The following is a 26,525-nucleotide window of genomic DNA, read 5'->3' as shown; positions in this document are numbered from 1 at the left end:
GTCGTACAGCCTACGAAATGACGGCGACCGGCAACCTGTTCAGGTCGGCGACGGCGGCCGCGTAGACCTCCATCAGGTGAGACGACGTGGCCTGCCAGCCGAACGCCGCCGCGTGCGCCCGGGCGCCGGCCGACAGGCCGTCGCGCCAGGCCGGAGCGGTGACGAAGCGGCGCAGCGCCCGCGCCCACTCGTGCGAGTCGTGGCCGTCCACGAGCACCCCGGACACGCCGTCCCGTACGGCCGTGCGCAGCCCGCCCACGGCGGCCGCGGCCACAGGGGTGCCGCAGGCCTGTGACTCCAGGGCGACGAGGCCGAACGACTCGCTGTAGGAGGGCACGACGGTCACGTCGGCCGCGCGGTACCAGTCGGCCAGTTCGTGCTGCGGCGCCGGCGGCACCAGCCGGACGACGTCGGAGATGCCCAGCTCGGCGGCGAGTTCGACGAGGAGGGACGGCCTGGCCAGGCCGTTGCCCGACGGACCGCCCACGCACGCCACGACCAGGCGGCCGCGCAGCGAGGGGTCGTCGATGAGCATCCGCGAGGCGGCGCGCAGCAGCACGTCGGGGGCCTTGAGCGGCTGGATCCGGCCCACGAACAGCAGCACGTGCGCGTTCTGCGGCAGGCCGAGCCGGCGCCGGGCGGCGCCCTGTGAAGCGGGCTGGAAGAGGGTGAGGTTGACACCCGGATTCACGACCGCGACGCGTTCCTCCGGCGCGCCGTACAGCTCGATGAGCTCGCTCGCCTCGTCACCGGTGTTGGCCACGAGCCGGTCGGCGATCTCCACGACCTGCTGCTCGCCCACCACGCGGGCCTGCGGCTCGGGCTGGTCGTCCGCGGCCAGCAGCAGGTTCTTCACCTTGGCCATGGTGTGCATGGTGTGCACGAGCGGCACGCCCCAGCGCTCCTTGGCCAGCCAGCCGACCTGTCCGGACAGCCAGTAGTGCGAGTGGATGACGTCATAGCGACCCGGGTCGTACATCGCCTCGGTCCGCAGCACGCCCGAGAGGAACGCGCAGAGCTGAGCGGGCATGTCGGCCCTGGTCAGCTCCTCGTACGGGCCGGCGGTCAGGTGGCGTACCAGGACGCCGGGGGCGAGTTCGGCCACCGGTGGCAGGTCTCCGCTGGTGGCCCGGGTGAAGATCTCCACCTCGACGCCGGACTCGGCCAGCCGCTTGGCCGATTCGACGATGTACACGTTCATCCCGCCGGCGTCGCCCGTGCCGGGCTGCTCCAGGGGAGACGTGTGCATGCTGATGGTCGCGACCCGGTTGACCCGCCGTCGCCTCACCCGACACCACCTCCAGAAGAAGTACAACTATGCCGAACATTCCGACATTCCCGACAAGCGGGGTGTCATGAGTGGGCTGGCAAGATGTGAGCCATGAAGAAGACGGCTGTGGTGACAGGCGCGAGCAGCGGGATCGGTGAGGCGACGGCCAGGCGGCTGGCCGCCGAAGGCTATGACGTGGTGGCGGGCGCGCGACGGCAGGACCGGCTGGACAAGCTGGCCGCCGAAGTGCCCGGGATCCGCCCCGTGTCCCTGGACGTGACCTCTCAGGAGTCGGTGGACGCGCTGGCGGCCTCGCTCGACCGCTGTGACGTCCTGGTCAACAACGCCGGCGGCGCGTTCGGCATGGAGACGGTGGCCGAGGGACTGATCGACGACTGGCAGCGGATGTACGACACGAACGTCATCGGGTCGCTGCGCATGACGCAGGCCCTGCTGCCCAAGCTCGTCGAGTCGGGCGACGGGGTGCTGGTGATGCTCACCTCGACCGCGGCCCTGGTGGCGTACGAGGGCGGCGGCGGCTACGTGGCGGCCAAGCAGGCACAGCGGTCGATGGCCGAGACGCTCCGGCTCGAGCTGGTCGGGCAGCCGGTGCGCGTCGTGGAGATCGCGCCGGGCATGGTCCAGAGCGAGGGCTTCGCGGTCACCCGCTTCCGCGGCGACGAGGCGGCCGCCGCCCGCGTCTACCAGGGCGTACCGGACCCGCTGTCCTCCGACGACGTGGCCGACGCGATCGCGTGGTGCGTCACCAGGCCCGCGCACGTCAACATCGACCGCGTGGTCATGCGCCCGCGCGCCCAGGCCGCCCAGCACAAGGTGCACCGCGTCGGTGGCTAGGCCGGTCGGCTCCATCACCCGAGGGACGACCGGGCACAACCGGCTGCGGCGCGCCGACCGGTGGATCGCCGCCGCGCACGGCCGCGTGCTGCGCGGCGCCGCCCGGCCGCTGGCCGTGGACCTCGGCTACGGCGCCTCCCACACCACCACGCTGGAGCTCTTCACGAGGCTGCGCCGGATCAGCGCCGACATCGAGGTGGTGGGCATCGAGATCGACCCCGCGCGGGTCGCCCTGGCCAAGCCGTACGAGCGCCCGGGCCTGAGCTTCGCGCTGGGCGGCTTCGAGCTGCCGGTCTCCCGTCCCCCGGTGCTGATCAGGGCCTTCAACGTGCTCAGGCAGTACGGCGAGGCGGACGCCTGGCGCTACTGGGAGGCGCTGCGCGGCAAGCTGGCCCCCGGCGGCGTGCTGGTGGAGGGCACCTGCTCGGAGACCGGCCACCGGGCGATCTGGGCCGGGGTGGATCGGACCGGACCGCGCACGCTCACCCTGTCGGCCAGGTTCGATGCCTTCGACCGCCCTTCGGACCTGGCCGACCGCCTGCCGAAGACCCTCATCCACCGGAACGTCCCAGGCGAGCGCATCCATGCGTTCCTGAGCGACTTCGACCGAGCCTGGGCGAGAGCCGCCCCTTATGGCGCCCACGGCCGCAGGCAGCGCTGGCTGGCCGCCGTGGACGTCCTGGCGGGCACCTGGCCCATCCATCGGACTCCGCCACTGGGCGGCACTGCCCGGTGGCGCCTGGGGGAACTGACCCTCCCCTGGGAGGCAGTGGCGCCGCTCTAAAGAGCCGCCTGGAAAGCGGTGTAGGCCACCGCGTCGAACAGCACGAACCGCACCTCGTCCACAGCTGTGGAAAACTCCCGCACAGTACGCAGCGCGATGCGGGCGCCGTCGTCCAGCGGCCACCCGTAGATGCCGGTCGAGATCGCCGGAAAGGCCACCGACCGGGCCCCCAGCGAGTCGGCGACGCGGAGCGACTCGCGATAGCACGAGGCCAGGACGCCGGATCGATCATCCGTCCGCGAATAGACCGGCCCGACGGTGTGGATCACCCAGGTCGCGTCGAGCCGTCCGGCGGTCGTGGCCACGGCCTGCCCCGCCGGCAGTCCCTTTCCGTAGTGGGACGCCCGCAGTGCCCGGCATTCGGCCAGAATCTCCGGGCCGCCCCGCCGGTGAATCGCGCCGTCGACCCCGCCCCCGCCCATCAGCGAGGAGTTGGCGGCGTTGACGATCGCGTCGACTGTCTGCGCGGTGATGTCCCCCTGGACGAGCGTGATGTCCATCTCACCAGCATCCCGGATGGCTGCTCGACGCTTTGTAGTACTACGCTGATGAGTGTGAAGGGTCTTGGCGAGCTCGAACGCAGCATCATGGACATCATCTGGGCGGAGAACAGCGCGCTGACGGCCCGTGAGGTCGGCCGTCTCATAGCCGACCGCGATCTGGCCCCGACCACCGTCATGACCGTCCTCGACCGTCTGACCCGCAAGGGGTTCCTCGAGCGGACCCGCGACGGCCGCGCCTGGCGCTACGAACCGGCGGCGAGCCGCGACGCGTACATCGCTGAGCTTATGCTGGAGGCTCTGGACCTGACGGGCGACCGCTCGGCCGCCCTCACCCGCTTCGCCCAGGCCGTGTCGGGCTCGGAGGCGGACATCCTGCGGAGAGCTCTCACGGAGCTGGAGGACGAGTGATCACGGCAGTGACGCTGGCAGCGCTCGCCATGGCGTGCGGGCTCGGCTCCTGGCGTCTCACGACCGCTCGCTGGACGTCACGGGCGCCTCGGATCGCCATCATTCTCTGGCAGTCCCTGGGCGTGGCCTGGGGCCTGGCCACGACGGGCGCCATGCTGGCCTACGCCGTCCAGCCGTACGAGGTGGGCGTGCTGCAGAGCATGATCGCCTTCGCGAGCGGCGAGCCCCCGCGCCAGAGCTGGGACGCGCTGCACGTGGCGGCGATGATCGCCGGGCTGGCCGCGCTGGCCGTGCTCGTCGTGGTGCTGATCACCGCGGGCGTGCAGGCCCTGCGGGCCCGCCGGCGCCACCGCGTGCTGCTCGCCCTGATCGCCCGCGACGACCCGGGCGTGCCCGGCGTGCGGGTGCTCGACCATCCGAGCGCGGCGGCCTACTGCGTGCCGGGGCTGCGTTCGCAGGTGGTGGTCAGCGAGGGCGCGCTCAAGCTGCTGTCCCACGACGAGCTCACGGCCGTGCTCGCGCACGAGGCCGCGCACGTACGGGAGCGCCACGACCTGGTGCTGCTGCCGTTCGCCGCGCTGCGCCGGGCACTGCCCTGGTCCAAGGTGGCCTCCGACGCGCAGGGGCAGGTCGAGCTGCTCATCGAGATGGCCGCCGACGACCGCGCGCGCCGCTACTGCTCGCCGCGCAGGCTGGCCACCGCCCTGCTCAGGTTCGGTACGGCGGGCGCCATGCCGACCCCGCAGGGCATGCTCGGCGTGCACGCCAAGAACGTCATGGCCAGGGTGGACCGCCTGATCAAGCCGGGTCCCTCGCTGCCCGCCGCGGCGCGCTACGGGATCATCGCGCTGTCCGTGACGCTGGTCACAGCCACGCCGTTCCTCTGGACCATCCAGCTCTGACGCTTGCAGGTGCTAGCTCAGCGTTTGCAATTGCAAGCACTCTGAGGCAGACTATCGGTATGGCACTACCGAAGGTCGGCTCGATCGGCGAATACATCCGCGAGCAGCGGCAGCAGGCGAAGATCTCGCTGCGCCAGCTCGCGACGGCCGCAGGGGTGTCCAACCCTTATCTCAGCCAGATCGAGCGCGGTCTGCGTAAGCCGAGCGCGGAGATCCTCAACCAGATCGCCAAAGGCCTGCACATCTCTTCGCAGGCGCTCTACGTGCAAGCGGGCCTCATCGAGGATCGCGAGCCGCCGAGTGACGTGATCACCGCGATCCGCGCCGACCCGCTCCTGAGCGGGCGGCAACGCCAGGTGCTGATCGACATTTATGAGTCGTTCCGCAAAGAGAAGCGCGCCGAAGATGAGCAGACCTCCCAGAACGCTCATCTCCGGCACGACTCCGAATCGGACGACGAGCCGCTGCCCGAGGAATATCTCGCCGCGCTTGAGCCTTTTGCGGCGTCCACCGGCAACGGCACCGCCAACCAGGAAACCAAGGAAGGTTAACCCATGACGCTGGCCACCGAGGTCAAGAAGCTCACCGACTCCAAGCCTTTCTACGCGGTTGCGGGCGTGGGCGACTACGCCGTGGAGAAGCTGCGCGAGCTGCCCGAGCAGCTGCTGAAGCTGCAGTCCCGCCGCGCCGAGATCGCCAAGGACCTGCCGGAGAAGGCCCGCACCTACGCCGACAAGGCCGAGGGCTTCGCCAAGGAGTTCCCCGAGAAGGCGCGCACCTACGCCGACCAGCTGACCGTTCTCGCCACCGAGGTCTACGAGGACTTCGCCACCCGTGGGCGCAAGGTCGTCAGCAAGGCGAGCGGCGAGGCCGCGCTGGAGCTGGAGGAGGTGTCGGAGGCCGCCGAGCCGCCCGTCGCCACCCCCGTCAAGAAGCCTCGCACCACCAAGACCACCACCAAGGCCACCACGCCCAAGGCCTGACCGTCGGCGAAGGCCCGTCTCCATCGAGACGGGCCTTTCCGCGTTGGGGGTGCTCGTTTGTCAGGGGTGCCTACTAGGCTGGGGCCGTTTCATCGCGAGCGTTGGGCGGACTCACATGGAAATGATCAACGGCGGGCTGAATCTCCTCTTTCTGCTGCTCGCGGCCGGCATCCTCGGCATGTCGATCTATGCGCTGGTGCACGCGCTACGGGTGCCGACCAACGCGTTCGTGTCGGCCGGCAAGCTGCAGAAGAACCTCTGGCTGATCATCCTGATCCTGGCCACGCTGTTCGCCGCCGCGGGCGCGTGGGACTACTACAACGCCTTCATGATCGTGGGCGGCACGCAGTTCATCGGGATCGGGCTGGGATTCTTCTCGATCATCGCCGTCATCGCGGCGACGGTCTATATCGTCGACGTCAAGCCCGCCGTCAAGGGCATGGGCGGGCGTGGCGGCAACAACGGCCCTTACGGACCTTGGTGATCCTCCCCCTTCGGCAGTCGGCCGATGGCGTCCGTCAGCCATCTGGCCACCTGGAAATGGCCTTCGGCGGTCGGATGGATCCTGTCGGGGAGCAACTGGCCTGATGGGGTGCCGGTGATCCGGGGTTCGTTGAGCGGGTCCAGGAAGGGGATGGCTTCCTGCTGGGCCAAGCCTGACAGGGCGTCACGCACCCGATAAGCCTTGCGCGGGGTGTCTCGCAGCCAGATGGGGCCGATCATGACGATGCGGGTTCGCGGCCAGTGAGCCCTCGCCTCGGAGACGAGGCCCTCCGCCGCCCGCCGCACGCTCTCCGCGGACCAGCGGCAGTCGTTGTGGCCGCCTGAGATGATCAGCAGGTCGGGTGCGGGCCGCCAGGCCAGCTCGGCCTCGAACGACTGCCGGAACGTACGGCCGACACGACCCTTGTTGAGATAGCCGGTGCCGCCCGCGCCCGCGATGACCGGTTGCCAGCCCAGCAGCCGGGCCGACTCGGCGGCGTAGGTCCGCCAGGTGGGGACCGGGCCGGAGCCGACCGTGAAGCTGTCGCCGACGAACATCACGACGGGCGCGGCCGATCCGCTCGCCGACGGCCAGCCGTGCATCGGCGCGGGGGTTTCGGAGCGGAGCTGCGCGGGGCTCGGCCACGCTTCACCGGCTCCGCTGCCGCATCCCGATATCGCGCAACAAATCCCCAATATCGCGACAGCCGGTGCGATCAGGGCTCGATCCAGCAGGCCGCGCATAACCACCTCGGGGCTTTAAGCTGCCGACATGACTCATGACCTCCACGGGCGGACACAACGGCTCGAATTGTCGGATCAGAATCTGCGCGACTTCGAAGCCGTCGTCCTGGAATCCACACCCGACGGGATCGTCCTGAGCAAGTCGGCATTCTATCCGGGCGGAGGCGGCCAACCGGCAGATCACGGAGTTCTGCTCTGGCAGGGAGTGGAAACCCGGATCGTCGGGGTGCGCAAATCCGATGATCTGCACCTGATTCCGGCAGAGGGCGACCCGATCCCGCCGGTCGGCACGGTCGTCCAGGGGGCGGTGGCCGACGAACGCCGCTCGGCCCTCATGCGTACCCACTCGGGGCTCCATGTCCTGTGCGGCGTCGTGTTCCGCGACTACGGGTCGCTGGTGACGGGCGGCAACATGGACGAGCTGAGCGCGCGGATGGACTTCAACCTGCCGGAGGTGCCGCCGGGCTTCAAGGAGGCGGTCGAGGACGCGTGCAACGCCGAGATCGTCGCGGACCGGCGGATCGACGTACGGGTGCTGCCGCGTCAGGAGGCCTTCGAGATCCCGGACATCATCCGGACGGCGACGAACCTGGTGCCGGAGCACGTGGCCGACGTCCGGATCATCGACATCGTCGGGCTGGACACCCAGGCCGACGGCGGCACGCACGTCGCCTCGACGAAGCAGATCGGGCACATCAGGGTGGCCAAGATCGAGAGCAAGGGACGCGGCTTCCGCCGCCTCCGCATCGCGATCTCCGACTAGTCCTTCTCGATGATCCCGGCCAATCCGTCGAGCAGCGACCGCAGGCCGAACTCGAAGAGCCGGTCGAAGTCGAAGTCGAAGTCGCCCCCCATGCGCGCGACGACGTCGACGAATGTGGGGTAGGGCCCCGACGTGACGATGGCCGTCAGCTGGTCGTCCTGGGCCCGCATCCATTCGTCGTCGGTGAGGCCGGTCGTGGCCCGCGCCCGGACCTCCGACTCGAAGTGGGCGGCGATGCCCTGAACGTAGGTGTACATCAGGATGTGCACGTGCATCATGGTCTCCGGGTCGAGGCCGTGGCCGTCGATCGCCGCCAGTGCCCATTCGGTGTGCTTGAGCAGGCTGGGTGACGGCAGCGGCCGGGCCAGCGAGGTGACGCGGGCCATCCACGGGTGCCGCCGGTAGGCCGCCCATTGCGCACGGGCCGCCACCTCCAGTCGGGTCCGCCAGCCGTCCGGGGGCTCGGCGGGGAGCGGGAAATCGCCGAGCACCTGGTCGATCATCAGCTCGACCAGGTCGTCCTTGCTGCCCACGTGACGGTAGAGCGACATGGTGGCCACGCCGAGCCGGCTCGCCACGCCGCGCATGGACAGCGCGGGCAACCCCTCCGCGTCGGCCATCTCGATGGCGGTCCGCACGACCCGATCACGCGTCAGATCCCGTGCCGCATCCCGCCCGGAGTCACGCACGGGGTCGCGTCCCCGGTCACGCCCGGAATCACGCGCCGGGTCATGCGCAGGGCCGTGTGGAGGGCCGTGTGGAGGGCCGTGCGGAGGGCCGTGCGGAGGGCCGTGGCTCGCGTCGCGGCCTGCCTCGTCGGGGTCGCCGTGCTGGCGTCGTGGTGACCGGCCCGGCGTCCCGGCGACGACCGTGCCGACGCGTGGCTCGGCCACGACCACGCCCAGCTGCGCGAGCCGGGCCAGCGCCTTGGCGGCGGTGGCCAGCGCGACGTCCCAGTCCCTGGCCAGTTGCCGGGTGGAGGGCACCCGATCCCCGGCCCGCAACTCGCCGTCCGCGATGCGGCGCTTGATGTCATCGACGATCCGCACGTACGGCGGCGCCGCTTCCTCGACCATCCGACCTCCCTCAACCCTGTACTAGTACAGAGATTAGCAGAATCCCTGTTGCAAACCATGTCTGTACGCCGTACATTCACCTCGTACAGCGTCAACAACCGACAAGGGAGACCCCGCCATGAACGTCCTCATTTCCGGCGCCAGCATCGGCGGCCCCGTCCTGGCCTACTGGCTGCGCGAGCACGGTTTCGACGTGACCATCGTCGAACGCGCCCCCGAGCCCCGCCGGGGCGGCCAGGCGATCGACATCCGGGGAGCCGCGCTGGAGGTGGCCGCGCGCATGGGCATCCTGGAGCAGGCGAGAGCCCTGAAAACCGACATGCGCGGCATGTCGATGGTCGACGGTGACGGCAACGAGCTGATGCGCACCACCGAGGAGACGGTCAGCGGCGGCCGGCTGGACAGCCCCGACATCGAGCTCATGCGCGACGACCTGACCGCGCTCGTCATCGCCGCCTCGGCCGAAGGCACGGAATACCTCTACGGCGACTCGATCGCGGCGCTGGACCAGGACGACCAGGGAGTCCTGGTGACGTTCGAGAGCGGCCTAAGGCGGCGCTTCGACTACGTGGTCGGCGCCGACGGGCTGCACTCCAACGTGCGCGGGCTGGTGTTCGGCGAGGAGTCGCGGTTCATCAACCACCTCGGCATGTACGTGGCGATCTACAGCGCCGACAACTTCCTCGAGCTGGACCGCTGGCAGGTGTGGCACCGGGAGGGCGACGCCGGGTTCGGTCTCTACACCGCCCCCGGCAACGCTTCCATCCGAGTCAACATCGGCTTCGGCTCGGAACCCATCGCCTACGACTACCGCGACGTCGAGCAGCAGAAGCGGCTCATCGAGGAGCACTGCGCGGAGCTGCGCTGGGAGACGCCCCGGCTGCTGAAGGCGATGTGGGAAGCCGACGACTTCTACTTCGACTCCATGGCGCAGGTCCGGATGGACCGCTGGTCCCAGGGCCGGGTCACGCTGATCGGCGACGCGGGCTACTGCGCCTCGCCGCTGTCCGGTCAGGGCACCAGCCTGGCCATGGTCGGCGCGTACGTGCTGGCCCAGGAGCTGGCCAGGGACACGAACGAGGCGTTCGAGCGCTACGAGGCACGGATGCGGCCGTTCGTCGAGCTCAACCAGGCGCTCGCCCTGGAGAACCCGGGCCAGGCTGCAGCTCCGGAGAGCGTCGAGCGGGCCGCCAACGGCATCACGCTGGATTGATCCCGCTTGCCCGCGCAAGGTGTATGAACCGCTACGATGTGCCGCCATGACGGGTATCAGGCGCACGCTGGCCATACTGGGGGCCGTCGCTCTATCGCTGACCGCCGTCCCCGCCACGGCGGCGGCCGGGATCACCGACGAGGTGACCATGAGCCTCGCCAAGAACGGCACACTGCACGTGGTGGAGAAGATCAGCGGCGGCTCGGGGGAGCTCAAGCGGACGTTCCTCACCAGGACGCGGTTCGACGACGACAACGACCGGCTGTACCAGATCTCGAACGTCAAGGGCGGCACGCTCGCCGGCGACGTGCTGACCATGAAGGCGCCCGGCACCGTCGAGTACGACGTCAAGGGGGCCGTGACGCCCGCGGGCGCGATCGAGGAGCTGCGCTGGTTCGCGGTGAACGGCTGGAGCACGCCGGTCACCAAGGCGACGGTCAAGGTGAGCGGCCCCGGCCAGGTGCAGAACCTGTCGTGCTTCGCCGGCGAGCTGACCTCGGCCATCGGCTGCACGTCCGCCTCCATGGACCACGGCGCCACCGAGGCCGCCTTCGAGCAGCAGAACGTGGGCCCCGGCCAGGCGCTGACCGTGGTCGTCGGCTACACCAAGGGCTCCACCAGCGGCGCGCCGATCCTGGAACGTCGCTTCTCGCTGGCCGGCGCCTTCACACTGAACGCCGTCACCGGCGGCGCGCTCGCCGCCCTGCTGGTGCTCCTGCTCGGCGGCGTCGGCCTGCTCTACTGGACGCGCGGACGCGACTCCCGGGTAGCCGCCGGAAACGAGCGGAACACGGTCGCACCCGTGCAGAACGGGCACTTCTCCCCGCCCGACGGGGTACGGCCCGGCCAGATCGGCACGCTGGTGGACGAACAGGCCGACGTGGTCGACGTCACCGCGACGATCGTGGACCTCGCGGTCCGCGGCTACCTGCGGATCGACGAGCAGCCGCGGCAGGCCTACGACGCGCCCGACTGGACGCTGGTCAGGCTGCCGAACGCGCCGGTCAACACGTTGCTGCCGTACGAGCGGGCGCTCTACGACGCCATCTTCGACGGGCGCGACATGGTGCTGCTGTCCCAGTTGTCCGGCTCGTTCGCCAGCCATCTGGGCAAGGTCCGCGACGCCCTCTACACCGACGTGGTGACGCAGGGGTGGTTCGCCCGCCGTCCCGACACCGAGCGTACGCGCTGGACCGTCATCGGCGTGGCCCTCATCGGCCTGGGCCTGCTGGCCACGGTCGCGCTCGCCTGGTTCACCACGTACGGACTGCTGGGCCTGGCGCTGGTCATCGCGGGCGGCGCCCTGGCCGTCGGCGGGCAGTACATGCCCGCCAAGACCGCCAAGGGCTCGGCCGCGCTGGCGCACACGCTGGGTTTCCGCGAGTACCTGTTCTCCGGTGATCTCGGGGAGGTGCCCGAGCAGCACCGGGTGGAGCTGTTCTCCCGGTATCTCCCGTACGCGGTGATCTTCGACGGGGTCGAGCACTGGTCCCGGGTCGTCGCCTCGGTCACCGGCAACGGCCACCAGTCCGACAATCTGTACTGGTATCACGGCCCGGCTGAGTGGGATCTGTCCAAGTTCGCCGGGTCGATGCGTACGTTCACCACGACGACCTCAGGCGCGATCTCGGCCAGCCGCCAGTTCCGCACCCTTTAGGGGCCCCTCAGCGGACGCGTAGTTCGCCCACGGCGCGTCCGCCGCCCATCAGCGGCGGGCGGGCCATCGGGTCCAGCTCCGGGGAGTCCAGGCCGAGCGAGCGCAGGGCCGCCACCGTGACGGGCATGCGGGCCCGCTGGGCACCGTCCTCGACCTTGACGGCGCCCGCCCGCCCGTCCTCGAACACGAACGCGTCGAACCCCTCCGCGCCCACCTTGACCATCAGCCCCGGCAGGGCCCGCATCAGCTCGGCCTCCGGCCGGATGGTGCCGGAGGTCCACTCCGGATGCGCGCGCATGGCGTCGAAGATCCGCCGCTCGTACGAGCCCGCCTCCCCCAGAGGCAGCGCGCGGAAGGCCCGCGTCACCCCCACCATCGAGACGAAGAACAGCGGCGCGCCGCACCCGTCCACCCCCGAGGCCGCGACCCGCTCCCCCGTCAGCTCCTCCACCGTGCGACGGATCGTCCGCTGCAGCGGATGCGCGGGCTCCAGGTATGTGGCGAGCGGCCAGTCGTTCAGCACGCAGGTGGCGAGCATGGCGGCGTGCTTGCCCGAGCAGTTCATGTAGACGCGGCCGTAGTCGGTCGCCGCCCGGTCGTTGGGGTAGTCCTCGGGGCAGAGCAGCGCCGACTCGGACAGCCCGGCTCCCGCCAGGATCTTCCGTACGCCGTCCACGTGGTAGGGCTCGCCGGAATGGGACGCGCAGGCCAGCGCGAGGAGTTCGCCGTCGAGCGCGAGCCCCGCGCGGAGCATGCCGACGGCCTGGAGCGGCTTCATCGCCGAGCGCGGCGAGGCCGGCACGTGCACCTCGCCGTGCGCCTCGACCGGCTCGCCTGCCGCGTCCATGGTGAGCATGCGCACCTGGTGGGTCGACTCCACGAACCCGGACCGGACAACCTCCACAACCAGCGACATTCGCCACCCCCTTTTCGGCACGAAGTCTACGAAGCTTTTGTCCTGGGCCAGAATGGGGTGTCATGCGAGCAGTCGTGCAGCGGGTGAGCACCGCGTCCGTGGTGGTCGACGGCGAGAGCGTCGGAGCGATCGACGAGCCGGGGCTGCTCGTGCTGGTCGGCGTCACGCACACCGACACGCGCGCCGAGGCGCGCAAGCTCGCCGCCAAGCTCTGGGGCCTGCGCGTCCTGGACGGCGAGAAGTCCTGCTCCGACGTGTCGGCGCCGCTCCTGGTGATCAGCCAGTTCACGCTGTACGGCGACGCCCGCAAGGGCCGACGGCCCACCTGGCAGGCCGCAGCCCCTGGACCGGTCGCCGAGCCGCTGGTGGACGCCGTGGTGGAGGAGCTCAGGGCACTCGGGGCCCACGTGGAGACCGGCAGGTTCGGCGCGAACATGCAGGTGTCCCTGGTCAACGATGGACCGATCACGCTGGTGCTCGACATATAGTCTGCGCACAGATGATCTGCGTATAGTCTATAGGCATGACGCCTATGCCCACCGCGGCTGACGACAGTCCGGGATTCCTGCTCTGGCGGGTCACGCTGCGCTGGCAGCGGGCCGTCACGGCGGTCCTGGCACCGCTCGGCCTCACGCACGTCCAGTTCGTGCTGCTGGCCAGTACGTGGTGGCTGAACACGCAGGGCGAGCACCCCAACCAGCTCAGCATCGCCAGGCACGCGGACACCGACGTCAAGATGACCTCGCAGGTGCTGCGGAAGCTGGAAGAGAAGGGCCTCGTCGTACGCGAGGTGGACCCCGGCGACACCCGGGCCAGGCGCCTGCGCCTCACCCCGCAGGGCCAGGAGCTGGCTCAGCGCGCTGTCACCGAGGTGGAGCGGGCCGACACGGAGTTCTTCCGGTCGGTCCCCGACAGCACCGGCCTCATAGCCATGCTCCGCCCTCTGGCGAGCATGTCATGACGACGACGATCACTCTTCCCGCGACGGCGCCGTTCGACTTCGCCGCCTCGCTGAGGTTCCTGCGGCGCTTCCCCGCGACGGCAGGCGAGCAACAGCTGACCGAGCAGTCGCTGACGAAGGCCCTGCGTGCCGGCGGCCAGACCATGGTCGCCCGGCTCACCGCCGCCGACCAGGGCCTGCGCTGCGACCTGCACGCCGACCAACCCCTGACCGAACAGGCGGTGGCGGCCGCCGCCGACCGCCTGTCCTTCTACCTCAGCCTCACCGACGACCTCACGCCCTTCTACGCGATCGGCAAGCAGGACCTGCCTTTCGCCCTGGTCATGGACCACCTGTACGGCTACCACCAGGTCAAGTTCCCCTCTCCCCTGGAGAACCTGGTCTGGGCCATCCTCTGCCAGCGGGTGCCCATGGCGGTGGCCACCAAGGCCAAGGACGCCCTCGTGTCACACGTGGGCAACCGGCTGAGCTTCGACGGCGCGGAGTACGCCGCCTTCCCCGACCTGGACCAGTTGCTCGCCCTGCCCGCCGACCTGCTCACGGCCTTCGCCAGGAACTCCACCAAGGGCGAGCGCCTGCACGCCTGCCTCAGGGCGTGGGCGGAAGTGGACGAGCACTTCCTCAGAACCGCCCCCTACGACGAGGTCAAGGACTTCCTGCGCGGCCTGCCCGGCATCGGGCCGTGGTCGGCGTCGTTCATCCTCATCAGGGGCCTGGGCAGGATGGACGAAGCCCCGATGGACCGCGAGCTGGTCCGCTCCGCCGCCCGGGTCTATGGCAGGCAGCTTTCGGAGGACGAGCTCCGTGGTCTGGCCGGAAGATATGGCTCCTGGCAGGGATATTGGGCCCATTACCTGCGCGCGTAACGCGTGCGGTTTTATCGGAGGCGCCGCCGCATAGCCGGGTCAATGGTGACGTTGCGGCCCGCGTCGGGCGGGACGATGACCTCCTGGGCGGCGGCGACGCCCCCCGCGAGCAGCGGCGCGTCCACCGGCACAGTCCGCTTGACCACGGCCAGCGCGATCGGGCCCAGCTCGTGGTGGCGGGCGGCGGAGCCGACGACCCCCACCTCCTGGCTCTCGAAGATCACCGGAGCGCCGTGCACCGGCAGCGTGTCAACGCTGCCGTCGAGGTGCAGGAACACCAGCCGCCGCGGCGGATGCCCCAGATTGTGGACCCGGGCGACCGTCTCCTGGCCCCGGTAGCAGCCCTTGCTGAGGTGAAGGGCGGAGCCGATCCAGCCCACTTCGTGCGGGATCGTCTTGTGGTCGGTGTCGAAGCCGAGCCGGGGCCGGTGCTGCTCGATGCGCAGCGCCTCGTACGCCCAGAGCCCGGCCAGCGGCTTGCCCAGGTGATCGGGCAGCTCGGCGCGCGGCACCAGGAAGTCCTCGGTCGCGGACGAGAGCACCGCCAGGTCGTCGGCGCGCGACACCTCGACGCGGAGCATGAACCGCATCCGGTCGAGGTAGGCGACCAGGCTGTCGGCGGTGCCGGGCTCGACGTGCGCCAGCACGCTCTCGCCGTCGTCGACCAGCGTCAGGTGGTGCAGGACCCGGCCCTGGAGGTCGAGGTCGAGCGTCTGCGTCCACTCGCCGGGAGCCAGCGTGTCGAGTTTCTGCGAGGTCAGGTCGTTGAGCCATTTCAGCCGGTCCGCCCCGGAAATGCGGATCACCTCGCGGTTGCTGCGGTCGACCACCGCCTCGCCCTTGACCAGTGCCCGCTGCTCGGCGAACAAGTCACCGTAGTGGGCGGCTACGTCGGAATCAGGGCCATCGGCGGCGACGGCACCGGGGAGGTCGAGCAGAGGGCTACGCATGCCTTCCAGATTATCGGCAGTCGCGGCAGCGGCCGAAGACGGTCAGGTGGCGTACGTCGGCGACGAAGCCGAGCTCCTCGTCCAGGCCCTTGACCAGCCCGTCGGCGATCTCCGGGCGGATCTCGCTGACCGCGCCGCAACCCCGGCAGACCAGGTGCAGGTGGTCGGCCTCCGCCGCCAGGTGGTAGGTGGGGGCGCCGTGGCTGAGGTGGGTGTGGGTGACCATGCCGAGCTCTTCGAGCAGCTCCAGCGTGCGGTAGACGGTCGAGATGTTGACGCCGCGCGCCGTCTCGCGCACCTTGACGGAGATCTCTTCAGGGGTGGCGTGTTCGAGCGCCTTGACCGCCTCGAGCACGAGCTGCCGCTGAGGGGTCACCCGGTAGCCCTTGGCGCGGAGTTCTTCGTGCCACTGCGTCTCCGTCATGCCTCCGAGTCTACCGAGATGCGGGCCAGTGCCCCGTCTTCAGGCGGGATGGTGTAGGCCCACGCGTGAGTGTCCTCTGGGGCGCGAGCGTGCGGTGATCGGAACTGCTTGCAACGCTGCAGTCACGTACGGTAAGGTTTCTGTGATCGAACTGGCAAGCGATAACCAAGCTGGCCGTGAGATCGCTTCCTGGATTCATCGGTACATCGAGGCCGCCGGGCGGGCGGTGACAGGACGTGGAGACTTGCCGGTAGGCGGGTCGGTGAAGCGTCAAGCATCCTGTTCCACAGTTCGTGCTGCTTGCGCAGCATGGGCTGCTGCGTGAGCAGCACGGGAATCCTCGCCTCTTCAGCGCGAGGAGCACGTCAAGGCTGAGTATTAATCGCTTGCCCCCTTCGCGCCCGAGCGCATAGCTTCTGGGGTACGCGGAAAGGAGGTGGTCCAAACAATGGTGATTCATAGTTGGACTAGCGAGGTGGTTGTCCGCTAACGACGCGGACTGACGTCTCGTCTGTTGGGCGAATTCGAGACAACCACCGGGGCCCCCGGCAGTCGGAGGGCGGGATCCTCTGTCCCGTCCGTGGTCCATCCGGCCCGCTCAATCACGAGTGGAACGCCGCCTGGGGCCCTTCTTTTTACCCTCTGTCAGTGCGCGCCGCGGGCTGGGATGCCGAGCTGGTCGCAGGCTTCGCGATAGAGGCGGACGACCGCCATACGCACCTGCGGGCGCTCGGTCAGCGTCTCCCCCCACGAAACCCTGACCCGCTCACCGCCGTCGATCGTGAACTCGATCGCCTCGCCGTCGACCCCGCTGGTGGTCGCGGCCGTCGCGTCGGGCCGCCCACCCAGCCCCCGCACGATGATCAGCGCGTCGTCCGAGTGGTCGTCGTTCATGTGCCGCTTGATCGCCTCGACCGCCTCGGCGGTGAAAGGGGTGCTCATACGGATCAAGCTACCTTGATGAGCTCCGCCGACATGTGCGACGTGAGCGGGTGCCCGACCGCGGCCATGTCGTAGGCCCACATGAGGTTGCCCTTGACCAGCCCGTACAGGCGGGTGCCCGCGGTGTATTCCTTGGCCGAGGCGGTGCGCGCCACCACGTCGGTGCGCAGCTCGATCTTGTGGAAGACGACCTCGCCGATGTAGATCTCCACGATGCCGGTCGGATGCGCCAGCAGCACCTCGATCTGCCGGTCGGGCTGCGGCCGCCAGTAGCCGGACTCGGTGGCGAGGGGTCTGACCCGGTTGCCGTCGTCGTCGAGCAGCCAGGTGCGGCTCACGTACGAGAGGAACGGCTTGCCGTTGTGGCCGAACTCGATCTCCTGACCGAAGTTGAAGCTCTCGATCGTCGGATAACCCCCGACACCGGCGCCCTCCCAGCGGCCGATCAGGAACGCGATCGGCTCCAGATCGGGATGCACCGGCACCTGGACATCAGCATCTTCCATGGCATCAAACTCTACTGGCCCACCCGCTCGAAGACGTCCGATGGGAAGGGGCGTTAGGGTGACGAACATGGCACGATCACTGGTGATCAAGGTGACCGCCGGGGCCGACGCCCCTGAGCGCTGCAACCAGGCGTTCACGGTCGCGGCCGCCGCGCTCGCGAGCGGTGTTCCGGTCTCGCTCTGGCTGACCGGGGAGTCCTCATGGTTCGGGCTGCCGGGGAGGGCCAAGGAGTTCAACCTGGCCCACGCCGCTCCGCTCACGGACCTGCTGGACGCCGTGCTGGCGGGCGGCCGGGTGACGGTCTGCACCCAGTGCGCGGCCCGGCGCGAGATCACGGCCGACGACCTCATCTCCGGCATCCGCATCGCCGGCGCCTCCACGTTCGTCGAGGAGGCCGTGGCGGAGGGCGCCCAGGCTCTCGTCTACTAGCTGTCCGGAGCGGTCCGTTGGTTCCGACGTCTCTGATGTGCGGCACCGCGGTGGTGCCGACCGAGAGGAGAGATCATGAAGTACATGATCATGATGTTCGGCACCCAGCGCGACTACGACAACCTGGCCGGTAAGCCCGACAACCCGGTCTGGTCCGGGGAGGACGTCGGGGCGCTGCACGCCTTCATGGAGTCGTGGAACAACGCCCTGGTCGAGTCCGGGGAGTTCGTGGACGCGCAGGGCCTGACCGAGCCCGTGCACGCCAGGAGGGTCGAGCTGAAGGACGGGGTGCCGGTCGTGACCGACGGCCCCTACTCCGAGACGCAGGAGGTCCTGGCCGGTTACACGATCGTCGAGTGCGCGAGCTTCGACCGGGCGACCGAGATCGCCGCGCGGTTGGCCGGCACACCCCACCCCGCGAACGCGACCCTGACCCACGAATGGCACGTGGACGTGCGGCCGATCGCCGGGAGCTTCGAGGAGCTGTGATCGGCCGCGAGGTCGAGGACCTGCTGCGCGGGCTGGCGCCGCAGGTTCTCGGCGCGCTGGTACGGCGTTACGGGCACTTCGCCACGGCCGAGGACGCGACGCAGGAGGCGCTGCTCGCGGCCGCCCTGCAGTGGCCCGAACAGGGCCTTCCGGACAACCCGCGCGGCTGGCTGATCACGGTCGCCGCGCGCCGGCTGACCGACCTGCTGCGCAGCGAGCAGGCCCGCCAGCAGCGCGAGGACGCCGTCTCCCGTTGGACCCTGCCCGACCAGTGGCTGGCGCCCGCGGCGGACCGGGCGGCGGCGGATTCCGACGACACGCTCATCCTGCTGTTCATGTGCTGCCACTCCTCGCTGTCGCCCGCGGCGCAGATCGCGCTCACCCTGCGGGCCGTCGGCGGCCTGACGACCGCGGAGATCGCCAGGGCGTTCCTGGTCCCGGAGTCGACCATGACCCGGCGCATCACCCGGGCCAAACACCGCATCAAGGACAGCGGCCTCCCCTTCGGCCTGCCCTCCGGCGAGGACCGCGCGGAACGGCTCGCCGCGGTCCTGCACGTCCTCTACCTGATCTTCAACGAGGGCTACGCCAGCACCTCCGGCCCGGCCCTGCAGCGCACCGAGCTGACCACCGAGGCGATCCGCCTGACCCGCCTGGTCAACCGCCTGCTGCCGGACGACGCCGAGGTGGCGGGCCTGCTGTCCCTCATGCTCCTGACCGACGCCCGCAGACCGGCGCGTACGGGCCCGGACGGCTCCCTGATCCCCATGGCCGAACAGGACCGAACCCGCTGGAACACCTCCTACATCACCGAAGGCATCGCCCTCATCACCAACGCCCTCCCCCGCGGCCCGACCGGCCCGTACCAGCTCCAGGCGGCGATCGCCGCCCTGCACGACGAGGCCCCCACCACGGAGGAGACCGACTGGCCGCAGATAAAGGCCCTGTACGAGCTCCTGATGCGGCTCTCCGACAACCCGGTGGTCACGCTCAACCACACCGTCGCGGCCGCCATGGTCGACGGCCCGGCAGCGGGTCTCGCCCTGCTCGCAGAGCTGGAGAAGGACGCCCGGATAGCCGAGGACCACCGGCTGCACGCGGTCCGGGCGCACCTGCTGGAGAGGTCCGGGGAGCACCGGGCGGCCCGGGCGGCGTATGAAGCGGCCGCTCGGCGAACGAGCAGCCTCCAGCAGCAGCGTTACCTGCACGCCAAGGCCGCCGCGCTGACCACGCGGGCGGCTGAGGACGCCTCGTAACGGCGCCCGGCCCTGTGCGGGATCAGCGGCCGTATCCCTGGAGGCGCCCGGCCATGGTCGGCGACTGGGACCTGCCTGGCTGTGCCGTACCTCTGAATCAGTTGGGCCGAACGGCGGCCAGACGCTCCTGTCGGAGCTGCTCATAGCGGGTGTCGTCGAGCGGGGCCAGCTCGCCCGCGCGCCACGACAGCAGCAGGTCGGCGAGCGCCGGGTTGCGGGCCAGCGCGGGCCCGTGCAGGTAGGTCCCGACGACGTGCCCCGCGTAACACCCCTCGAACCCGTCCCCGTTGCCGATCCCCACGACCGTCCGGGAAAGCGCCTTGACGCCCGGGCCCAGGCGGGTGACTCCCATGTGGTTCTCGAAGCCGGTCAGCGTCGGCAGCCCCAGCTCGGCGTCCACCTCGGCCACCAGCTCGCCGACCGCCCGCTGGGGGCCGCGGGAGCTGGCGATGTCGAGCAGGCCGATGCCGTCGACCGGCTGGCCTTCCTCGCCGCCGAACGTACTGCCCATGATCTGGTAGCCCGCGCAGACCGCGAGCATCGCCGCGCCCCGCGCGATCGCGCGGTGCAGCCCGCCGTCCTTGCGCAGCCGCTCCGCCGCGAGGATCTGCGGGCGGTCCTCGCCGCCGCCGATGAGGTAGATGTCGCCGGTCTCCGGCACCGGGTCGGCCGACCGCACGTAGACGGTCTCGGTCTCGATGCCCCTGCGCTGAGCCCGCTGCTCCAGGACGAGCACGTTGCCCTGGTCGCCGTACGTGCTCAGCAGGTCGGGATAGATCCAGACAATGCGAAGGGCGCTGTCAGACGGCACGACCGAACTCCGATCGGATCTGCTGGAAGGCGGTGTAGTTGGCGATCACGTCGACCCGGCCCGGCGGCTGCATGGCCAGCGCCTCGGCGAACGTGGCGCAGAGCACGAACGGCACGTCGGCCACGTCGAGCCGGAGCGCCAGGTCCAGCCGCCGCTCGCCGGTGACGAACACCGGGCGGCCGCGCAGGATGCGGTAGTCGACGTCCCACAGCCAGGAGGTGTCCCGCCCGTCGGGCCCCTGCGCGTTGACCGAGAGGATGATCGGCTGCTGCGGATCGGAGACGTCGAACGCCTCCAGCCAGCCCGCCGGGTTCTTGGCCAGCAGCAGCCGCGCGAAGCGGCCGTCCCGCTCGACCGTGGTGTAGCGGCCCGCCACCGAGGTGACCTCGCGCAGCCGGGGCAGCGCCCGCTCGACCGACAGCCCGAACGCCTCGCCCACCGCCAGCGCCATCGCGGCGTTGGACCGGTTGGCCAGGCCGGGCAGCTGGATGTCCAGCAGCCACCGCTGCCCGCGCGGATCGATCACCGCGTCGTCGTCGAGGACCCACTGCGGCTCAGGCCGGTGGAACGTGCACTCCCGGCACGCCCAGTCGGCGTCCTTGCGGTCGAGCGGCCCACCGCACTCGGGGCAGCACCAGGAGTCTTCCTTCCAGCGCTGACCACCCGCGACCCAGGTCACCTTGGCCGCGGTCGAGGCGCCCCAGGTGACGAGCGGGTCGTCGCAGTTGGCGATGACGTGCGTCGGCTTGCCGGACAGCGCCCTGCGCCACTTCTGCGCGAGCAGCCAGATCTCGGCCGCGCGGTCCATCTGGTCGCGGCTGAGGTTCATCAGGCAGACGACGCCGGCACCGGTGGTGTCGAGGACTTCGGGCAGGTATTTCTCGTCGACCTCCAGCACACCGTAGGGGGCGTCCTTGTGCGTGGAGAGCGCCGAGACGTGACCCGCGGGCATGTTGGCGCCGAACGCGTTGGTGGCCACCTCGCCGAGCTCCAGCAACGCCGAGGTGATCAGCCGGGTCGTGGTGGTCTTGCCGTTCGTGGCGCTGACCAGGGCCAGCCTGCGGTCACGGGCGAGCTGCCGGAGCAGATCGGGCTCGAGCATCAGGCCGACCCGACCGCCGATGACCGAGCCGTCGCCGCGCCCGGTCATCCTCGACAGCGTGGCGGCACTGCGGCCCAGGGCGCTCGCGAGCTGAGCCCGCAGTGGAAGCTGGGTCATGGCACAGGATCCTAGTCGGCGTTGGGCGCTAGTCTGGTGACGCACACGAAAACGCGGCCCGGTTCGGTAGCCCGGGCGACGCTTCTCGTATCCGCCCTTCCAGGGATGTCCGGTGTGCCGGCAGCGGCCTCGTCAGGCCGTCGTTCGGCATACCCGCTGGAGGGCAACCATGGTGACGCTGTCCGTCTATCTCGACGGGCCGTTCTGGGTCGGCGTGCTGGAGCTCGTCGAGAACGGCGAACTACGAGCCACCCGCTTCACACTCGGCGCCGAACCGACCGACCCGGAGCTGTACGACTATTTGATGCGGTACGGCCTTGCGCTCCTGGCCCAGGCGTCTTCCGCACCCCCCGTACGCGCCAGCGAGGCCCGGGGAGACGGGCGGGTCAATCCCAAGCGAGCCGCCAAGCTGGCCGCGCGGGCCGCGGCTCGGGTGTCTTCGAGGAGTACGGCGGCGCAGGAGGCCATGCGGTTGGAACTGGAGAGCCGCAAACAGGAGGCCAGCGGGGATCGGCGGGCTCGCCGGGAGGAGGCGGCCCGGCACAGACGTGAGGTCGCACGCCGCAAACGCATCGAACGCCGCCGAGACCGCTGACCGTTCACAAAGGCGCTCGTGCTCGGTCACAAAGGGCTCCCCAATCGGCGCTTCGCGCTCTTGGAAGCTCGACGTTCTTCCCTTGGCGCTCACGCGCACGGCAAGGGCTCAACCCGATCAGGCGCTTCGCGCCTCAGGGCCTCGGCGTGCCCCCCGGGGCCTTCGGCCCCTCCCCATGCGAGGGCAAGCCCTCGCGCTCCCCGCTCCGCCACGGCCAGACCATGCGCGAGACACCACCGCTTGCCTTCTATGTGGCCACGCGATGAGTGAGAAACCGACTCGGCAGGCTCCCACGATTAGTACCCGCGGGCGTTGGATAATTCTCTATTACTTACCTGTACAGTCCGCTACTTCTGAATTTATCGCGGCCCTTTCCTCGCGTTCAGTAAGAGAGGTGTGGTCACGGATGATCTCGCCTATTCGGCGGGGCAGTTCGGGAGAGAAGAAACCGTGCCCCATCCCGGATACCGTCACCAGGCGCGCGCCGGGGATCTGCGCGGCGACCGCCTCGCCGTGTGGCAGTGGGCGGAGGGGATCCTCGGTGCCATGGACGACCAGCGTCGGCGCGGTGATCGAGGAGAGCGGCGCGAGCCTGTCCTCGGTCATCACCTTCCCGGCCAGATCGTGGTTGGTCGCGGCGTGGGGGTCGCCGCTCAGGTCGTACGCGGCCTCGACGAGCCGCCGTGCTGCCTGCTCGTCGAAGGGCAGGACGTCGCCGTTCAGCACACGCCAGGTCTCCACGCTGGCCGCGATGTGCTCATCGCGAGTGGCCGGTGGCGCGGCGGCCAGGCGGACGAGGTGCTGGAGGAATCGTGGCGCGGGCGGCGGCAGGTCATCAGGGTCGGGCTCCTGCCCGGCGAAGGCCCGCGCGAAAGCGGCCCCCGCGCTGTGGCCCATCGGACCGGTCATGATCGCGGTCAGGGTGAGCACCCGCTCGGGGCGGTGCACCGCCAGCCATTGCCCGATCGCGCCGCCGAGGGACGCTCCCGCGATGTGCGCGGCGGCGACACCGTGCCCGTCCAGCACTGCCGTCGCGTCGGCGGCCATGTCCGCCAGCGTGTACGGATATGTCGCGAAGTCCACGCAGTCGGACCGTCCGGTATCTCGATGGTCGAAGCGGATCACTTGGCGCCCGCCGTCGAGGAGAGCATCCACCAATTCGTCCGGCCAGCCCATTCCCATTGTGGAGGTGCCCATGATGAGCAGCACCACGGGATCCTCCGGATCGCCGAATCGCTCGGTCCACAGCCGTACATTCCCGGACGCGACGAACTTCTCTTCACTTGCGTTCACAGGCGCTAATTTAGCGAAATCCGCCCATCAAATGGTAGCCATAGTTTAAGTGCAATTAGCGGCAATTTATGGTATAATAGTGACTAGGATTCGGCCCTCAAGGAGCAAGAGGAGTCCGTCCGGCAGCGGACGGACGAAGGCGGCACCTAAGGGTGACAACCTCTCGTTCATAAGAACACTTAGCTGCCAACTGTTCCTATGGGAGGCGCAAGGGAACCGTTGGGATCAACGGTTGGTGTCAGGCCTCGGCCGGCGCATGCGGCCGCCATCCACTTGCCTCATTCCAGACATCGCGACTTGCTGAGCCCCAGCAGACTGCGAGCTCCATGAAGTTACCTTCGCTGCAACGCGCACGATCAGTCGCCGCGGATCAAGGCCGCTCGCCAGTCGTTGAACCGAGATCGGAGTCTGTGCACTTCCGGTTCGGTCAGGCCGTAAGCGAGGAACTCGCTGTCTGGATAGAGATCCAGGGCGGAAAGCATCTGGGCGAAGATGGCTCTGTCGAAGCCAAGGTCGCGGGACGCTGCCAGGTTAAGCAGTTGTTCGCAGGTGAATCGTCCGCCGGCCAGAAGGGCATCGATGTCGATGAAGTCACGTACTTCGGCACGGGTGAAGAGGGCTTCGACCTTGCCGCCCGCGACGTCATCGAGATGGATAACCGGACCGATCTCCATGGTGACGGGTGAATGGGAACGCAGATCGGCGGCCAGTTCTACCTTGCTGGTCCGACCGATGGTGAGGTCGGAGACGCTGAGCCGGACGAATTGAGGGCTGTCGACGTCGACTTTGACCGACAGGCCATGTTCGGCATAGGAGGTGCAGATCTTGGCCACCCCCACGGAGAAGTCGTCGCGAACGCTGGAGGTGAACAGGTCAATATCCTCGCTGGGCCGCTGGAGAACGCCATGAGCCTGAACGGCGTAGCCGCCCGCCAAGGCGAATCCATGCTCGGCAGCCGCAGCCAGGGCGATGCGGGCAAGACGATGGTGGAAGTCGTCCATCAGGCAGCGTGGCGGTGGAGTTCGGGGAAGCGATCGAGCCACAGGGCGCGGACGCGTGGGGGCAGGACCAGTTCGGGCCAGAGCTTGCGCAGGACCGAGGCGTTGAGGAAGCGGCGCAGGTCGTCAGGTGTGCTGCTCTCCCGGATGACTCGCATGTACAGCAGTCGTGCATCGGCGACCTGGTCCAGGTCGTACTGGCGCTCCGGCCCCCAGTCGATATGCCTGGGCAAAGTGAGAACACCCTTCACCGGCCCGGTGAGCTCGTCCAGCGTTGCAGGCACGACGTAAGGTCGGAGCACTCCGTATCCTCTGCCAGTCATACTTCCAGTGTGACCCATGCAGGTCTGTTCATGCAGGCTGATCCGTTTACGCGGCAGCGCACTCGGGATCACCGCAACGACCGCGCCACCGTTAGCGGTTGAAGATGGCCCGGTGGTGGACCACCTACATCTCCGGACATTTGTCTGAGTGACACGAAAGATGCACCGGCCCCGACGAGGGCTACTCGCAGTCGCGAGGCCTCAAGGAGGCCCCCATTGCTGCCGGGTCTCGTCGCGGGCGACCTCGGCAAGTTGCACCGGGGCCTTGCGACGGTCGGTGATGTCGGGGCAACGGGCCGGGCAGCCCAGGCACTGTAGCCGGTCCGGCACCGAGATCACGCTGCCGGCGGTCAGGCCGAGTGCCGGTCCCAGGCGGCCGGGGGTCAGTGCTGGTTGAGCAGTTCCGGGCAGCGCGGGTCTGTGGGTTGACACCGAGCACGGCAGTGGCTGCCTCGTCGTAGAAGACGCCCAGAGGGCTGCTTGCAGCGCGTGCATCTCCTCGGCAACCGCCTGATGAAGTTCATCCTCGCCATTCTCTTGACACTCAAGCCTCTCGACCATCAAACTAAATTCATCTTGAACGCCAAGATACATGACGATCGAGAGGATCGCGATGAAGACCATGCGTGTCGAGCGTCTCGACAACTCCCACAGCGCCCTCACCAAGCACGGCCACTGGACCGACGCCGAACGAATCGAACTGCGAGGTCGTCGCGGCGCCACGACGCTGGACCTCCGTCACCTGGGTCGGCAGATGACCGTGGACCTGGCCCTGGACCTGGAACGCAGCTCGCTCACCCTCCTCGTGCCCCGCGACGCGGTCATCGACGACGAGGCGCTGCACCAAATCGGCCGTGGCGGAGTCAAGGACCGGCACGGGGCCCATGCCACCGGCGGACACATCCGCCTGACCGGCCAGATCCGGCACTGCACCGTCCGCATCAGGCGCACCGGCACCAGGCAGACCGACATCGCGGTGATCCGTCGCTTCCTGACCGGACTTTCCGACCGGCTTCCCCAGCCCTAGCCCTCACCGACTCCCCTCGCTTTGACCGCCCCCAACGGAGGACCCACAATGATCGCTGCCACCGACACCCGTCCAGCCACCCGTCGAATCAGACCGTTTCTGGCCATCGCACCCCTGGCGGCGGCGCTGGGCGCGCTGGGCGGCCTTGCCACCTCCTCACCGGTCTTCGCGCTGGCCGGAGCCGCCGGAGGGCTGGTATGGACCGCCTTGGCCGCGCTGCTGGCGGGCCCCTTGCTGCGGCTGCGCGACCGATCCACGGTGCTGCCCGCCGCCGTCGCGCTCGCCGCCGCGTTCGTCACCACGCTCACCCTCGGTGCCGGGCTGGTTCAGCACCTGATGTACCCCACCCCCGAGGCATACCAGGCGCTGATGCGCTCCCCGGCCTCCGGCGGCGCCACCGGCCTGTACATGATGATCAACCCGCTCCTCGAATGGCTGCTCATCCCCGCCGCACTCACCTTGGCCTGGCGTCACACCAGGCAACGCCGTCCGCTGCTGATCGGCGCCACGGTGTACTACCTCCAGCGCCTGACCACCTACCTGTACTTCGCCCCGACTGTCCTCGGCTGGACCACCGGCAGCGACGCCGTACCGCTGTCCCAGGTCGGGCTCTGGCTCGACCTCGACCTGGCACGGATGACCCTCGACCTGGCCGTCATCGTCATCCTCGCCACCACCGCCCTGCGACGACACGATCAGCCGGCTATGACGATGCCCACGCCAACCTCCGGGTGCGGATAAAACGTGTGGTCCAGGTTGCCGGCCGCTTGGTACGGTCCCGGGCCATGGCGAGGATGGATGGTTCGAGTTGGCGTTGGGGCCGTACCGGCGCGATTCCCTGCCCGGCACCTGAGGTGTGGCGGGCCCTGACCGCGACT

34 protein-coding genes are annotated in these 26,525 nt (G+C 69.3%); 19 read left to right on the top strand and 15 right to left on the bottom strand.

Annotation, left to right across the window (positions count from 1 at the left end):
* Positions 1-10: 10 nt before the first annotated feature.
* Entirely contained in the window at positions 11-1,288 is a 1,278-nt protein-coding gene (gene mshA / locus KME78_RS39995) for a D-inositol-3-phosphate glycosyltransferase (RefSeq protein WP_372455042.1), read from the bottom strand.
* A 93-nt stretch (positions 1,289-1,381) separates the two neighbouring features.
* On the opposite strand from mshA, the gene KME78_RS39990 reads away from it, so the two are divergent.
* Positions 1,382-2,125 (top strand): SDR family NAD(P)-dependent oxidoreductase, encoded by a 744-nt coding sequence (locus tag KME78_RS39990; protein WP_219534705.1) that lies wholly within the window; start codon positions 1,382-1,384, stop codon positions 2,123-2,125.
* Positions 2,118-2,909, top strand: a complete 792-nt coding sequence (locus KME78_RS39985; RefSeq protein ID WP_219534704.1) for a class I SAM-dependent methyltransferase — start codon at positions 2,118-2,120, stop codon at positions 2,907-2,909. The genes KME78_RS39990 and KME78_RS39985 overlap by 8 nt, the downstream gene beginning before the upstream one ends.
* Here KME78_RS39985 and KME78_RS39980 read toward each other — a convergent pair.
* Positions 2,906-3,409 carry an O-acetyl-ADP-ribose deacetylase gene (locus tag KME78_RS39980; RefSeq protein WP_219534703.1) on the bottom strand — a complete coding sequence of 168 codons (504 nt, stop codon included), beginning with the start codon at positions 3,407-3,409 and terminating at the stop codon, positions 2,906-2,908. The genes KME78_RS39985 and KME78_RS39980 overlap by 4 nt on opposite strands.
* Before the next feature lie 54 nt (positions 3,410-3,463).
* Here KME78_RS39980 and KME78_RS39975 point away from each other — a divergent pair, with 54 nt between their 5' ends.
* The 5 genes from KME78_RS39975 (at position 3,464) to KME78_RS39955 (ending at position 6,189) form a co-directional block, all read left to right on the top strand.
* Positions 3,464-3,820 carry a BlaI/MecI/CopY family transcriptional regulator gene (locus tag KME78_RS39975; protein ID WP_308127307.1) on the top strand — a complete coding sequence of 119 codons (357 nt, stop codon included), beginning with the start codon at positions 3,464-3,466 and terminating at the stop codon, positions 3,818-3,820.
* Positions 3,817-4,722 carry a M56 family metallopeptidase gene (locus tag KME78_RS39970; protein ID WP_219534701.1) on the top strand — a complete coding sequence of 302 codons (906 nt, stop codon included), beginning with the start codon at positions 3,817-3,819 and terminating at the stop codon, positions 4,720-4,722. Before KME78_RS39975 ends, KME78_RS39970 begins: the two co-directional genes overlap by 4 nt.
* A gap of 59 nt (positions 4,723-4,781) precedes the next feature.
* On the top strand, positions 4,782-5,273 hold the full coding sequence (locus tag KME78_RS39965) for a helix-turn-helix domain-containing protein (RefSeq protein WP_219534700.1): 492 nt from the start codon (positions 4,782-4,784) through the stop codon (positions 5,271-5,273).
* Between the two features lie 3 nt (positions 5,274-5,276).
* Positions 5,277-5,705, top strand: a complete 429-nt coding sequence (locus tag KME78_RS39960; protein ID WP_219534699.1) for a hypothetical protein — start codon at positions 5,277-5,279, stop codon at positions 5,703-5,705.
* A 115-nt stretch (positions 5,706-5,820) separates the two neighbouring features.
* A complete protein-coding gene (locus KME78_RS39955; protein WP_219534698.1) occupies positions 5,821-6,189 on the top strand; it encodes a DUF2516 family protein in 369 nt (122 codons plus the stop codon).
* On the opposite strand, the gene KME78_RS39950 is transcribed toward KME78_RS39955, so the two are convergent.
* On the bottom strand, positions 6,174-6,791 hold the full coding sequence (locus tag KME78_RS39950) for an SGNH/GDSL hydrolase family protein (protein WP_219534697.1): 618 nt from the start codon (positions 6,789-6,791) through the stop codon (positions 6,174-6,176). The two genes, KME78_RS39955 and KME78_RS39950, sit on opposite strands and share 16 nt — an antisense overlap.
* A 169-nt stretch (positions 6,792-6,960) precedes the next feature.
* On the opposite strand from KME78_RS39950, the gene KME78_RS39945 reads away from it, so the two are divergent.
* Complete coding sequence (locus KME78_RS39945) at positions 6,961-7,695, top strand: alanyl-tRNA editing protein (protein ID WP_219534696.1); 735 nt, start codon at positions 6,961-6,963, stop codon at positions 7,693-7,695.
* Here the strand turns inward: KME78_RS39945 and KME78_RS39940 are convergent.
* Positions 7,692-8,771, bottom strand: coding sequence for a TetR/AcrR family transcriptional regulator (locus KME78_RS39940; protein ID WP_219534695.1), 1,080 nt, complete (start codon positions 8,769-8,771; stop codon positions 7,692-7,694). The two genes, KME78_RS39945 and KME78_RS39940, sit on opposite strands and share 4 nt — an antisense overlap.
* 118 nt (positions 8,772-8,889) lie before the next feature.
* Here KME78_RS39940 and KME78_RS39935 point away from each other — a divergent pair, with 118 nt between their 5' ends.
* Positions 8,890-9,984: an FAD-dependent monooxygenase gene (locus KME78_RS39935; RefSeq protein WP_219534694.1), complete on the top strand. Its 1,095-nt coding sequence runs from the start codon at positions 8,890-8,892 to the stop codon at positions 9,982-9,984.
* Between the two features lie 46 nt (positions 9,985-10,030).
* Positions 10,031-11,641 (top strand): DUF2207 domain-containing protein, encoded by a 1,611-nt coding sequence (locus KME78_RS39930; RefSeq protein ID WP_219534693.1) that lies wholly within the window; start codon positions 10,031-10,033, stop codon positions 11,639-11,641.
* Positions 11,642-11,648: 7 nt separating this feature from the next.
* Here the strand turns inward: KME78_RS39930 and KME78_RS39925 are convergent, their stop codons facing one another.
* Entirely contained in the window at positions 11,649-12,557 is a 909-nt protein-coding gene (locus KME78_RS39925; protein WP_219534692.1) for an asparaginase, read from the bottom strand.
* Between the two features lie 62 nt (positions 12,558-12,619).
* On the opposite strand from KME78_RS39925, the gene dtd reads away from it, so the two are divergent.
* Genes dtd through KME78_RS39910 form a run of 3 tightly spaced genes read left to right on the top strand, consistent with a single transcriptional unit; the run spans position 12,620 to position 14,384 of the window.
* On the top strand, positions 12,620-13,045 hold the full coding sequence (dtd, locus tag KME78_RS39920) for a D-aminoacyl-tRNA deacylase (RefSeq protein ID WP_219534691.1): 426 nt from the start codon (positions 12,620-12,622) through the stop codon (positions 13,043-13,045).
* A gap of 35 nt (positions 13,046-13,080) precedes the next feature.
* On the top strand, positions 13,081-13,518 hold the full coding sequence (locus KME78_RS39915) for a MarR family winged helix-turn-helix transcriptional regulator (protein ID WP_219534690.1): 438 nt from the start codon (positions 13,081-13,083) through the stop codon (positions 13,516-13,518).
* Positions 13,515-14,384 (top strand): DNA-3-methyladenine glycosylase family protein, encoded by an 870-nt coding sequence (locus tag KME78_RS39910; RefSeq protein ID WP_219534689.1) that lies wholly within the window; start codon positions 13,515-13,517, stop codon positions 14,382-14,384. Before KME78_RS39915 ends, KME78_RS39910 begins: the two co-directional genes overlap by 4 nt.
* An 11-nt stretch (positions 14,385-14,395) precedes the next feature.
* Here the strand turns inward: KME78_RS39910 and ygfZ are convergent, their stop codons facing one another.
* The 4 genes from ygfZ to KME78_RS39890 all read right to left on the bottom strand — a co-directional run bounded on the left by ygfZ (position 14,396) and on the right by KME78_RS39890 (position 17,206).
* Complete coding sequence (ygfZ, locus tag KME78_RS39905) at positions 14,396-15,334, bottom strand: CAF17-like 4Fe-4S cluster assembly/insertion protein YgfZ (protein ID WP_219534688.1); 939 nt, start codon at positions 15,332-15,334, stop codon at positions 14,396-14,398.
* A 10-nt stretch (positions 15,335-15,344) separates the two neighbouring features.
* Entirely contained in the window at positions 15,345-15,758 is a 414-nt protein-coding gene (locus KME78_RS39900) for a Fur family transcriptional regulator (protein WP_219534687.1), read from the bottom strand.
* A gap of 645 nt (positions 15,759-16,403) precedes the next feature.
* Positions 16,404-16,700 (bottom strand): DUF2470 domain-containing protein, encoded by a 297-nt coding sequence (locus KME78_RS39895; RefSeq protein ID WP_219534686.1) that lies wholly within the window; start codon positions 16,698-16,700, stop codon positions 16,404-16,406.
* Between the two features lie 5 nt (positions 16,701-16,705).
* Positions 16,706-17,206, bottom strand: a complete 501-nt coding sequence (locus tag KME78_RS39890) for a heme-binding beta-barrel domain-containing protein (protein WP_219534685.1) — start codon at positions 17,204-17,206, stop codon at positions 16,706-16,708.
* Between the two features lie 67 nt (positions 17,207-17,273).
* On the opposite strand from KME78_RS39890, the gene KME78_RS39885 reads away from it, so the two are divergent.
* From KME78_RS39885 to KME78_RS39875, 3 genes are all read left to right on the top strand, one after another.
* Positions 17,274-17,636, top strand: a complete 363-nt coding sequence (locus KME78_RS39885; protein WP_219534684.1) for a DsrE family protein — start codon at positions 17,274-17,276, stop codon at positions 17,634-17,636.
* Positions 17,637-17,711: 75 nt separating this feature from the next.
* The gene (locus KME78_RS39880) at positions 17,712-18,125 is read left to right on the top strand and encodes a YciI family protein (protein WP_219534683.1); all 414 of its coding nucleotides are present in this window, start codon (positions 17,712-17,714) and stop codon (positions 18,123-18,125) included.
* Positions 18,122-19,381 (top strand): RNA polymerase sigma factor, encoded by a 1,260-nt coding sequence (locus KME78_RS39875; protein ID WP_443687878.1) that lies wholly within the window; start codon positions 18,122-18,124, stop codon positions 19,379-19,381. The genes KME78_RS39880 and KME78_RS39875 overlap by 4 nt, the downstream gene beginning before the upstream one ends.
* A gap of 97 nt (positions 19,382-19,478) precedes the next feature.
* Here the strand turns inward: KME78_RS39875 and KME78_RS39870 are convergent, their stop codons facing one another.
* Both KME78_RS39870 and KME78_RS39865 read right to left on the bottom strand, forming a co-directional pair.
* The gene (locus KME78_RS39870) at positions 19,479-20,192 is read right to left on the bottom strand and encodes a type 1 glutamine amidotransferase (RefSeq protein ID WP_219534681.1); all 714 of its coding nucleotides are present in this window, start codon (positions 20,190-20,192) and stop codon (positions 19,479-19,481) included.
* On the bottom strand, positions 20,182-21,411 hold the full coding sequence (locus KME78_RS39865) for a MurT ligase domain-containing protein (RefSeq protein ID WP_219534680.1): 1,230 nt from the start codon (positions 21,409-21,411) through the stop codon (positions 20,182-20,184). The genes KME78_RS39870 and KME78_RS39865 overlap by 11 nt, the downstream gene beginning before the upstream one ends.
* Before the next feature lie 169 nt (positions 21,412-21,580).
* On the opposite strand from KME78_RS39865, the gene KME78_RS39860 reads away from it, so the two are divergent.
* Complete coding sequence (locus KME78_RS39860) at positions 21,581-22,006, top strand: YjdF family protein (RefSeq protein ID WP_219534679.1); 426 nt, start codon at positions 21,581-21,583, stop codon at positions 22,004-22,006.
* Positions 22,007-22,333: 327 nt separating this feature from the next.
* Here the strand turns inward: KME78_RS39860 and KME78_RS39855 are convergent, their stop codons facing one another.
* The 4 genes from KME78_RS39855 to KME78_RS39840 form a co-directional block, all read right to left on the bottom strand.
* On the bottom strand, positions 22,334-23,299 hold the full coding sequence (locus tag KME78_RS39855; RefSeq protein ID WP_219534678.1) for an alpha/beta fold hydrolase: 966 nt from the start codon (positions 23,297-23,299) through the stop codon (positions 22,334-22,336).
* 356 nt (positions 23,300-23,655) lie between these two features.
* A complete protein-coding gene (locus KME78_RS39850) occupies positions 23,656-24,300 on the bottom strand; it encodes a nucleotidyl transferase AbiEii/AbiGii toxin family protein (RefSeq protein WP_219534677.1) in 645 nt (214 codons plus the stop codon).
* Positions 24,300-24,599: a hypothetical protein gene (locus KME78_RS39845; protein ID WP_219534676.1), complete on the bottom strand. Its 300-nt coding sequence runs from the start codon at positions 24,597-24,599 to the stop codon at positions 24,300-24,302. Before KME78_RS39845 ends, KME78_RS39850 begins: the two co-directional genes overlap by 1 nt.
* Positions 24,600-24,821: 222 nt before the next feature.
* Positions 24,822-25,244, bottom strand: coding sequence for a helix-turn-helix domain-containing protein (locus KME78_RS39840; RefSeq protein WP_219534675.1), 423 nt, complete (start codon positions 25,242-25,244; stop codon positions 24,822-24,824).
* On the opposite strand from KME78_RS39840, the gene KME78_RS39835 reads away from it, so the two are divergent.
* Positions 25,234-25,647 carry a hypothetical protein gene (locus KME78_RS39835; RefSeq protein WP_219534674.1) on the top strand — a complete coding sequence of 138 codons (414 nt, stop codon included), beginning with the start codon at positions 25,234-25,236 and terminating at the stop codon, positions 25,645-25,647. The genes KME78_RS39840 and KME78_RS39835 overlap by 11 nt on opposite strands.
* Before the next feature lie 48 nt (positions 25,648-25,695).
* Positions 25,696-26,388 (top strand): hypothetical protein, encoded by a 693-nt coding sequence (locus KME78_RS39830; protein WP_219534673.1) that lies wholly within the window; start codon positions 25,696-25,698, stop codon positions 26,386-26,388.
* Positions 26,389-26,525 lie beyond the last annotated feature (137 nt).

The sequence above is a fragment of the Nonomuraea guangzhouensis genome (assembly GCF_019396345.1).
Lineage (GTDB): Bacteria > Actinomycetota > Actinomycetes > Streptosporangiales > Streptosporangiaceae > Nonomuraea > Nonomuraea guangzhouensis.
The sequence above is the reverse complement of the archived record's forward strand: the minus strand, read 5'-3'. Positions and strand labels throughout refer to the sequence as shown.